The organism is Burkholderia sp. HMSC10F09, assembly GCF_001806955.1.
Taxonomy (GTDB): Bacteria; Pseudomonadota; Gammaproteobacteria; order Burkholderiales; family Burkholderiaceae; genus Burkholderia; species Burkholderia multivorans.
The window spans coordinates 1-8,028 of sequence record NZ_KV786794.1 but is presented as its reverse complement, the minus strand read 5'-3'; the positions used below and the strand labels follow the sequence as shown (position 1 = coordinate 8,028).

Here is an 8,028-nt window from a genome sequence, read left to right as displayed (position 1 = left end):
GGGCCGCCCGCAGCCGGTACGCCTGCGCACACGCGCCGCACGCCGCCGCGCGCAAGCGCTCTTCAAACGCCCGTTTCACCGCCCCGCCCCATCGGCCGGCGGCCGCGCGCCGGCCGATTTTTAACGCAGTCGTACACCGACGCGTCACTTTTGCGACAATGTCGGACTTTGATCCGCGCCGCCGCAGCCGCGCGCCGCCGCCGAACGCCCCATAACCGCCTGCTTCCGATGTCGCTTCCCCATATCGATCTGCTGTACTCCCTGTCCGGCCTGTTCGTCGGCATCCTCGTCGGCCTGACGGGCGTCGGCGGCGGCTCGCTGATGACGCCGATCCTCGTGCTGCTGTTCGGCGTGCATCCCGCGACGGCGGTCGGCACCGATCTGCTGTATGCAGCGGCGACGAAGGCCACCGGCACGCTGGTCCACGGGCTGAAAGGCTCGATCGACTGGCGCATCACCGGCCGGCTCGCGGCCGGCAGCGTGCCGGCGGCCGCGGTCACGCTGTGGGTGCTGCATTCGCACGGGGTAAACGCGCCGGGCACCGCACGGCTGATCCAGCTCGTGCTCGGCATCGCGCTGCTGCTCACGTCGGTCGCGCTGATCTTCCGCCCGCAGCTCGCCGCGTTCGCCGCGCGCAATCCGCTCGCGCCGAGCCCCGCGCGCACGCTGTGGTCGACCGTGCTGACGGGCGCGGTGCTCGGCGTGCTCGTGTCGATGACCTCGGTCGGCGCGGGCGCGATCGGCGTGACCGTGCTCCTGCTGCTCTATCCGGCGCTCGCGACGACACGCATCGTCGGCTCCGACATCGCGCACGCGGTGCCGCTCACGCTCGTCGCCGGCATGGGGCACTGGCTGCTCGGCTCGGTCGACTGGTCGATGCTGCTCTCGCTGCTGCTCGGCTCGCTGCCGGGCATCGTGATCGGCAGCCTGCTGTCGGCGCGCGCGCCGGAGCGGCTGCTCCGCAATCTGCTCGCGGCGACGCTGGTCGCGGTCGGCGTGCGGCTCGTGCTCGCCTGAAACCTGCGCCATGCGGCGCGGTGCGCCGCGGCCGTCCTGGTTGCGGGCCATGTTCGCGGCCGCGGCCGTGGTCGTAATCGCGGTTGCGGTCACGGCTGCAGTCGAGCGTGTCGCGCCCCGACGGCCGCATCGCGCTTACCGCTTCTCCGGCCGCTCGGCGGCCGAAGCCGCCCCGCCCGATTCCCCCTTCAAAACGAAAAAGCCGGACAACCATCGTCCGGCTTCGCAGCAAGCGCGCGTGCGCTCAGAGCGGTACGTCGATCGTGCCGGCCGCCGCCGAAATCGCGTTCGCGCCCGGCGCACTGGCGATCGGCGGCAGGTTCGCCGTCGTCAGCGCGGGCGCCGCACCGGGCGTGCCGCCGCGCGGCACGGTGCGGATCACCTGCGACGGCGGCAGCGGCGTACCCTTCTTCAGGTGCTGCCACATCAGGTTCAGCGCCTGCAGATCGTAGTAGTGGACCGGCACGAAGCGCGTGTCGTAGCCGGGCACCGGCAGGAACGCATCGAAGTGCTGACCGTTCGTCACCTCGTAGAACACGAGCCCGCTACGGCTGCCCTCGGTGAGGCTGTTCTGCGCGACGTACGCGCGCGACGCGTGATTGACCGGCACGAGCGCGTCGCTGCGCCCCTGCACGATGATCGCGGGCTTGCCGTGCAGGTTCGCGTTCACGCGGACCGCCTCGACGTTCGCCGGCATCCCGAGCATCGCGTTCGTCCACAGCTGGCGCAGGCACAGCGCGCCGGCAAAGCTCGCGTCGGGCGTCGCGAGCCGATGGTCGACGCCGGCGCCCGTATTGAACACGAGATCGATGCCGGCCGTCGGCGGTATGCCGTTGCCGGTGCCGAACACGGCCGGCATCGGCGACGCCGCGGGCGGTGCGACCGTGCCGGTCCCCGCTTGCGTCGTCGCGAAGCTGAAATTGCAGAGGTTGTCGGTCACGCGCGAGCGCGTATACGCGTTCGCATACGTGACGGCGATCGCCGGGATCGCCTGCGAATCCCACATCGACGCGTGCAGCAGATCGGAATCGGCGAGATAACCGGCCGCATGCAGTTGCGCAAGCGCGTCGGCGGCCTGGCTCTGCGTGTCGGCACCCGACACGAGGCCCGCGGCGGCGAGCGTCGCGCAGCGCTGCGTGCGGATCGACTGCGTGGTCGCGAGCGGCAGCGCGCTGATGTACGGCTCGCCGGCCAGCGACGCCGAGGCGGCCGCGCACGGCTGCAACAGATTCGCGAGCGTCGCATAGTCGGCGAGCGGCCGGCCGAACGACGGCACCGGCTGGCCGCCGGTTCGCACGACCGCATTCGGCGCCAGCCGCACGTTGATCTGCGGCTCGCCGACTACGACCGCGGTAATCCAGCCGCGATCGTCCTGCTCGGCGGCCGCGAGCGACGCGCCGCCGCCGTTGCTGACCGACGCGGCGATCGTCGTGATGTCGCCCGCGCGATAGCGCACGCCGCGATGCGAGCCGTCGACGAGCGGCGCGAACTGCTCGTTCAGCGCCCAGTACGCGAACTCGACCGCCTGCAGCGTCGAGCGCCCCCAGTCCTGCTCGGGATTCTGCTGCGAATGCGCGTGCTTGAACGCATAGCGGTTCGGAAAGCGGCTGTTGAACGCGGCGAGATCGCCGCTCGTCAGGTTCGCGGTGAACAGGCTCGCGTTGCCGGCGAGCACCGCGTTCGCGAGCGTGCCGTCGATCAGCGTGACGGTGTCGCTGCCGAGCTCGTGCGCGCCGTTGCCGCCGCCCTTGTCGTTGTACGCGACCGCGCAGCCGCGCTTGAGCCCCCACTCGCCGGCGGCCGAGATCGCGCCGTAGACGCCGCGCGAGCCCGACGACGTCGCCGTCACGATGCACGGCTGTGCGGGATCGAAGCTCGCCGGCACCTGCACGAGGAGCGTCACGTTCTTGCGGCCGCTGCCGTCGTCGGAATAGGCGAGATACTCGGTGCCGGCGATCTTGCCCTCGCCGAGCGTGGCGTTGCCGTCGACATCGACGTTCGGCCCCCAGAAGCGGCCGTAGCCGCCGTTCGCGCTCATGTCGACGAGCGCGCGGTAGTTCGACCAGATCGCAAGACGGCGCAGCTCGGCGCTCGTCGGCCGCGACGGATTCGCGAAGCTCGGCGCGGTCGCGCTCGCGAGGCCCGTCTTGCCGAGCCCGGCCGTCAGCAGATCGTCGCTCGTGCCGTCGTACGCGGTCGTGCGCACGTTGCCCGACACGAAGCCGGGCAATCGGTTGCGCTCGCCCGTCTCGTCGCCGTTGCAGGCGCCGAGCAGCGCCGCGGTGCTGGCCAGTGCCGTGCCGACAAGCATCCACCTGCCCCATCCGTGCATCGTCATTGCCGCCCCCTCTCGATATGCTTATCGGGCCGCCGCCGTGTCGTGCAGCGCGTGCGGCCGCTGAAACGCAAACGGGCCCCGGCATGCCGGGGCCCGCACGACCCGCGCGTGCGCGGGCCCGGACGACGCTTGCGCGTCGTCGCCCGGCATCATTGCTGCTGGACCGTCAGCTTGTTCGTGACCGACGTGACGCCCTTCACGCCCTTCGCCGCTTCTCCCGCCTTGTCGATCTGAGCCTGGTCGGGCACCGTGCCCTCCAGCGTGATCGCGCCGCCCTTCGAGCGCACGACGAGGTTCGACACGTCGATCCCGCCTGCCTTCGTGATCGCCTTGCGCACCGCGTAGCCGAGCTTGCGGTTCGCGTGCTTCGCCGTCTTCGCGGCCGACTTCGACTGCGTCGCGGCGGCCGGCGCTTCGGCCGCGGCCGGCTCGCTCGACTGCGCATACGCGCTGCCCGACAGACAGGCCGCCACGGCGGCAATACCCAACGCTCTCAACACGATCGACTTCATGCTATCTCCTTGTAACTTCGGAACGGCCGCGCACAGTACGGCCGGATACCCCCAAAGGCAGCCGGCCCGCGCGCGAACGGGCGGGTCGGCCGATGATTTCCACGGCGATGCGAGAGAGGCGAGACGGGCCGGCAGCCGGCGCACGCGAAGCGGCCGGCCGGACCGGGCAGCCGCCGGGCCGGACGCGCCCGGTCTCGTCGGGTGCCGGGTCGCGCGAGTCGGGCGCGGCTGCGTCGCACAATGTAATCCAGCGCCCGCGGAAGCGCAAAGCTTTTGACGCGGCATCGCGCCGCCGCGCGCCGACGGCCGCCACGCGGCACTCGCGCGGGCGCGCCCAAACCGGTTACCATCGCCGCCAGAGCGCGCAGCGTCGCCCGTCGCGGCACTGCGCAGCGCCCGCGTCATCGATCGATCTCATGAAGCCAACCCGCCCGCAGCGGCCGCCGCCGCGCATCCTCGCCCGTTTCGTCGCGGTGTCGTGGCGCGACCTCGCGCTGTCGATCGGCCCGACCGTGCTGCTCGCGGCCGCCGCCGTGTGGCTCGCGATCCGGATGATCCAGCCCGCGCCGCCCTCGACGCTCGTGATCTCGGCCGGCCCGCCCGGCAGCACGTACTGGAACGCCGCCCAGAAATACAAGGCGATCCTCGCGAAGAACGGCGTCACGCTCGACGTCGAATCGTCGGAAGGATCCGCGCAGAACCTCGCACGGCTGCAGAACCCGAACGCCACGGTCGACGTCGGATTCGTGCAGAGCGGAATCGGCCCGAAGGAACGCGACGATCACCTCGCCTCGCTCGGCAGCATCGGCTACGTGCCGCTCGCGATCATGTACCGCGGGCCGGTGGTCGCGCGCCTGTCCGATTTCAACGGCAAGCGGCTCGCGATCGGTGCCGAAGGCAGCGGCGCGCGCGAGCTGAGCCTCGCGCTGCTGAAGATGAACGGGATCGAGCCGGGCGGCACGACGCGGCTGCTGCCGACGAGCGGCGAAGACGCGGCGGCCGCGCTGCTCGACGGCAAGATCGACGCGGCGTTCCTGTCCGGCGACTCGACGCAGATCCCCGTGATGGCGAAGCTGTTCCGCACGCCGGGCGTGCACATGTATTCGTTTACGCAGGCGGAAGCCTACGCGCGGCGCTTTCCGTACCTGACCGCGATCACGCTGCCGATGGGCGTCTACGATCTCGGCCGCAACCTGCCGCCCGAGGATCTGCATACGGTTGCGCCGACGATCGAACTCGTCGCGCGCGACACGCTGCACCCGGCGCTGTCGGACCTGCTGATCGAGGCCGCTCGCGAAGTGCACGGCCACGCGACGATCCTGCAGCACGCGGGCGAATTCCCGTCGCCGGTCACGCGCGGCTTCCCGCTGTCCGACGACGCGGCGCGCTACTACAAGTCCGGCAAGACGTTCCTGTATCGACGGCTGCCGTTCTGGGTCGCGAGCCTCGTCGATCGGCTGCTGGTCGTCGTCGTGCCGCTGATCGTCGTGCTGATTCCGGGCCTGCGGCTCGTGCCGTCGCTGTACGGCTGGCGCGTGCGCTCGCGGATCTACCGCTGGTACGGCGCGCTGATCGCGATCGAACGCCGCGCGCTCGGCGAGCATACGGCCGAGGAGCGCGTCGCGCTGCTCGACGAGCTCGACGACATCGAGGAAGCCGTGAACCGCATGAAGATGCCGCTCGCGTACGCCGGGCAGTTCTACGTGCTGCGCGAGCACATCGGCTTCGTGCGTGAACGGCTCGCCGCGCACGATGCCGATGCGCCCGCCGGCGCCGCGCCTCGCGCGGCCGATGCCGCGCCGCGAGTGGCCGACGTCCCTCGGGCGACTCCCGGTTCCGCATGAACGGACGATCCGCGATCATTGCTGCATGCGCGTACGGCCCGTAACATGGAGGCCCGCCGCACGCCCCACCCTCTGGAGATCGTCATGACAACCGGCCTCGACACCGCCCAACCCGCGTGGTTCTTCGACTTCGTGTCGCCGTTCTCCTATCTGCTGCTCGAACAGCACGACAAATGGCCGGCGATGCCGTTCGAACCCGTCGCGGTGTCGCTGAACGAGTTGCAGCGGCACTGGGGGCAGCGCCCGAGCGCCGACGTGCCGGCCAAGCGCATCTTCACGTACCGGCATGCGCTGTTTCGCGCGGAGCAGCTCGGCATCCGCTTCAAGATGCCGCCCGTGCATCCGTTCGATTCCGACAAGGCGCTGCGCCTCGCGATCGCGACGCGCGCCGACATCGCGACCGTGCTCGAAATGTTCCGCTTCATCTGGCGCGAGGGCAACGACCCGTCGACGCCGGCCGGCTTCGCGGCGCTCTGCGAGCGCGTCGGCGTGAGCCATGGCGACGCGCTGATCGAATTCGAAGAGACGAGCGCGCAGCTGCGCCGCAATACCGACGATGCGATCGCGCTCGGCGTGTTCGGCGTGCCGACCTTCTGGATGAACCGCCAGCTGTTCTGGGGCGAGGATGCGCTGCCGATGGTGCTGTACTGCGCGCGCACGCCGAACTGGCTCGAATCGCAGGAAGTGAAGCGGATCAGCACGCTGCCGAAGGGCCGCGCGTGATGGCGGGTATCACGCACGCGCGCGCACGGCTGCGGTAAGGTTACGCTTCGCCCGAATTGCCCCGCATCGATGGAAGACGACGACCGTACCGCCTCGCTCGATATCTGGCTCGTGCGCGTGCTGCGCACGCTGCTGCTCGAGCGCAGCGTCACGCAGACCGCGCTGCGGCTCAACCAGACGCAGCCCGCGATCAGCACCGCGCTGCGCAAGCTGCGCGAAACGCTGAACGACCCGATCCTCGTGCGCGGCAAGTCGGGCATGGTGCCGACCGAATACGGCGCGTCGCTGCTCGGCGCCGCGACGCGCGCGCTGCGCGAGGTCGACTTCATCTCGACGCCGCACGGCGATTTCGATCCGTCGTCCGCGCGGCGTACGTTCCGCATCGCCGCGCCCGACTATCTGAACGATTTCTTCATGCCGACGCTGATCGAGCGCTTTCGCGATGCCGCGCCGCACGCGCATCTGGAAATCGATTCGCTGAATCCCGCGCTCGACCACGCAGGCGCGCTCGAATCGGGCGCGCTCGATCTCGTGATCGGCAACTGGCCGAAGCCCGATCCGCAGTTCGCGCGGCAGGACCTGTTCTCGGACACGATCGTGTGCCTGATGCGCGATGCGCATCCGCTCGCACGCGAGCCGCTCACGCGCGAAGCGTACGCGGCCGCCGCGCACGTCGCGCCGACGCCGTATACCGGCGACAAGCGCAACGCGATCGAGATCGGCCTTGCGCGCGCGGGCCTCGCGCGGCGTGTCGTGACGACGCTGCCGTACTTCGGGATCGTCCCGCAGGTGCTGCTGCAGACCGATCTGATCTTCACGACGACGCGCCGCTTCGCCACGCACTATGCGCAGCTGCTGCCGCTCGTCGTCGTCGCGCCGCCGGTGCCGTTTCCGCGCATCAAAAGCTATCTGCTCACGCATCCGCAGCCGGATCGGCCGACCGACATCGCGTGGCTGTGCGCGCTGATGCAGAGCGTGTCCGACGAACTGACCGCCGCACGCGCACGCAAGCGCTGAGCCCGCGCGCGTGGCACGCGCGTCACGCCGCGCAGAACGTTTCCTGCAGATGCGTCCAGCGCACCGCGCCCGCGGCGTCGCGTGCGAACACGGCGGTCGAACGGCGCGCCGGCAACTCGCCGGACGCCGCGTGCTGCGCTTCGACGTACGCAACCACGGCATGCGACGCGTCGGCCGCAAGCACGCGTACATCCGACAGCGTAATGCGCAGCCCCGGCTTCGCGCCGCCGAGCGTCGCGAACAGTGCGCGCAGACCGTCGCGATCGACTGCGCGGCCGTCGGTCATGATCATCGTGAAGTCGGCGGAGAAATGCGCGAGCAGCGCGTCGAGCGCGGCCGGCGCCGTATCGACGCCGGACAGCCAGCGCTCGATGGCGACGATGCTCGCGTCGAGCACGTCGAGATAGAGGCGGGTATCGGACATGGTGCGTACACGAAAAGGCGCGGCCGGACGCCGCGCATGCCGTGCAGTGTAGGGAAAAACGCGCGGCCGTGCGTCGACGCGATGTCGTGCGGCGCCCCCGAGCGCGTCCGGTGCGCGCCGGCGCCGATCATCGTGGCGCGCGCGCGCGGCGCG

7 protein-coding genes are annotated in these 8,028 nt (G+C 70.6%); 4 read left to right on the top strand and 3 right to left on the bottom strand.

What is annotated here, in order from left to right; all coding sequences use genetic code 11:
- Positions 1 to 228 precede the first annotated feature (228 nt).
- Complete coding sequence (locus tag HMPREF3115_RS19085; protein ID WP_006406370.1) at positions 229 to 1,017, top strand: sulfite exporter TauE/SafE family protein; 789 nt, start codon at positions 229 to 231, stop codon at positions 1,015 to 1,017.
- A gap of 244 nt (positions 1,018 to 1,261) precedes the next feature.
- Here the strand turns inward: HMPREF3115_RS19085 and HMPREF3115_RS19080 are convergent, their stop codons facing one another.
- Together HMPREF3115_RS19080 and HMPREF3115_RS19075 are read right to left on the bottom strand one after the other, a co-directional pair.
- Complete coding sequence (locus tag HMPREF3115_RS19080; protein WP_035948466.1) at positions 1,262 to 3,355, bottom strand: D-(-)-3-hydroxybutyrate oligomer hydrolase; 2,094 nt, start codon at positions 3,353 to 3,355, stop codon at positions 1,262 to 1,264.
- A 149-nt stretch (positions 3,356 to 3,504) separates the two neighbouring features.
- Positions 3,505 to 3,867 carry a BON domain-containing protein gene (locus HMPREF3115_RS19075; protein ID WP_006401521.1) on the bottom strand — a complete coding sequence of 121 codons (363 nt, stop codon included), beginning with the start codon at positions 3,865 to 3,867 and terminating at the stop codon, positions 3,505 to 3,507.
- A 416-nt stretch (positions 3,868 to 4,283) separates the two neighbouring features.
- Here HMPREF3115_RS19075 and HMPREF3115_RS19070 point away from each other — a divergent pair, with 416 nt between their 5' ends.
- The 3 genes from HMPREF3115_RS19070 (at position 4,284) to HMPREF3115_RS19060 (ending at position 7,451) form a co-directional block, all read left to right on the top strand.
- Complete coding sequence (locus HMPREF3115_RS19070) at positions 4,284 to 5,711, top strand: TAXI family TRAP transporter solute-binding subunit (protein ID WP_065494211.1); 1,428 nt, start codon at positions 4,284 to 4,286, stop codon at positions 5,709 to 5,711.
- Between the two features lie 84 nt (positions 5,712 to 5,795).
- On the top strand, positions 5,796 to 6,434 hold the full coding sequence (locus HMPREF3115_RS19065) for a 2-hydroxychromene-2-carboxylate isomerase (protein ID WP_006401523.1): 639 nt from the start codon (positions 5,796 to 5,798) through the stop codon (positions 6,432 to 6,434).
- Positions 6,435 to 6,503: 69 nt separating this feature from the next.
- On the top strand, positions 6,504 to 7,451 hold the full coding sequence (locus HMPREF3115_RS19060; RefSeq protein ID WP_006406373.1) for a LysR family transcriptional regulator: 948 nt from the start codon (positions 6,504 to 6,506) through the stop codon (positions 7,449 to 7,451).
- A 22-nt stretch (positions 7,452 to 7,473) separates the two neighbouring features.
- Here the strand turns inward: HMPREF3115_RS19060 and HMPREF3115_RS19055 are convergent, their stop codons facing one another.
- A complete protein-coding gene (locus HMPREF3115_RS19055) occupies positions 7,474 to 7,875 on the bottom strand; it encodes a nuclear transport factor 2 family protein (protein ID WP_070555624.1) in 402 nt (133 codons plus the stop codon).
- Positions 7,876 to 8,028 lie beyond the last annotated feature (153 nt).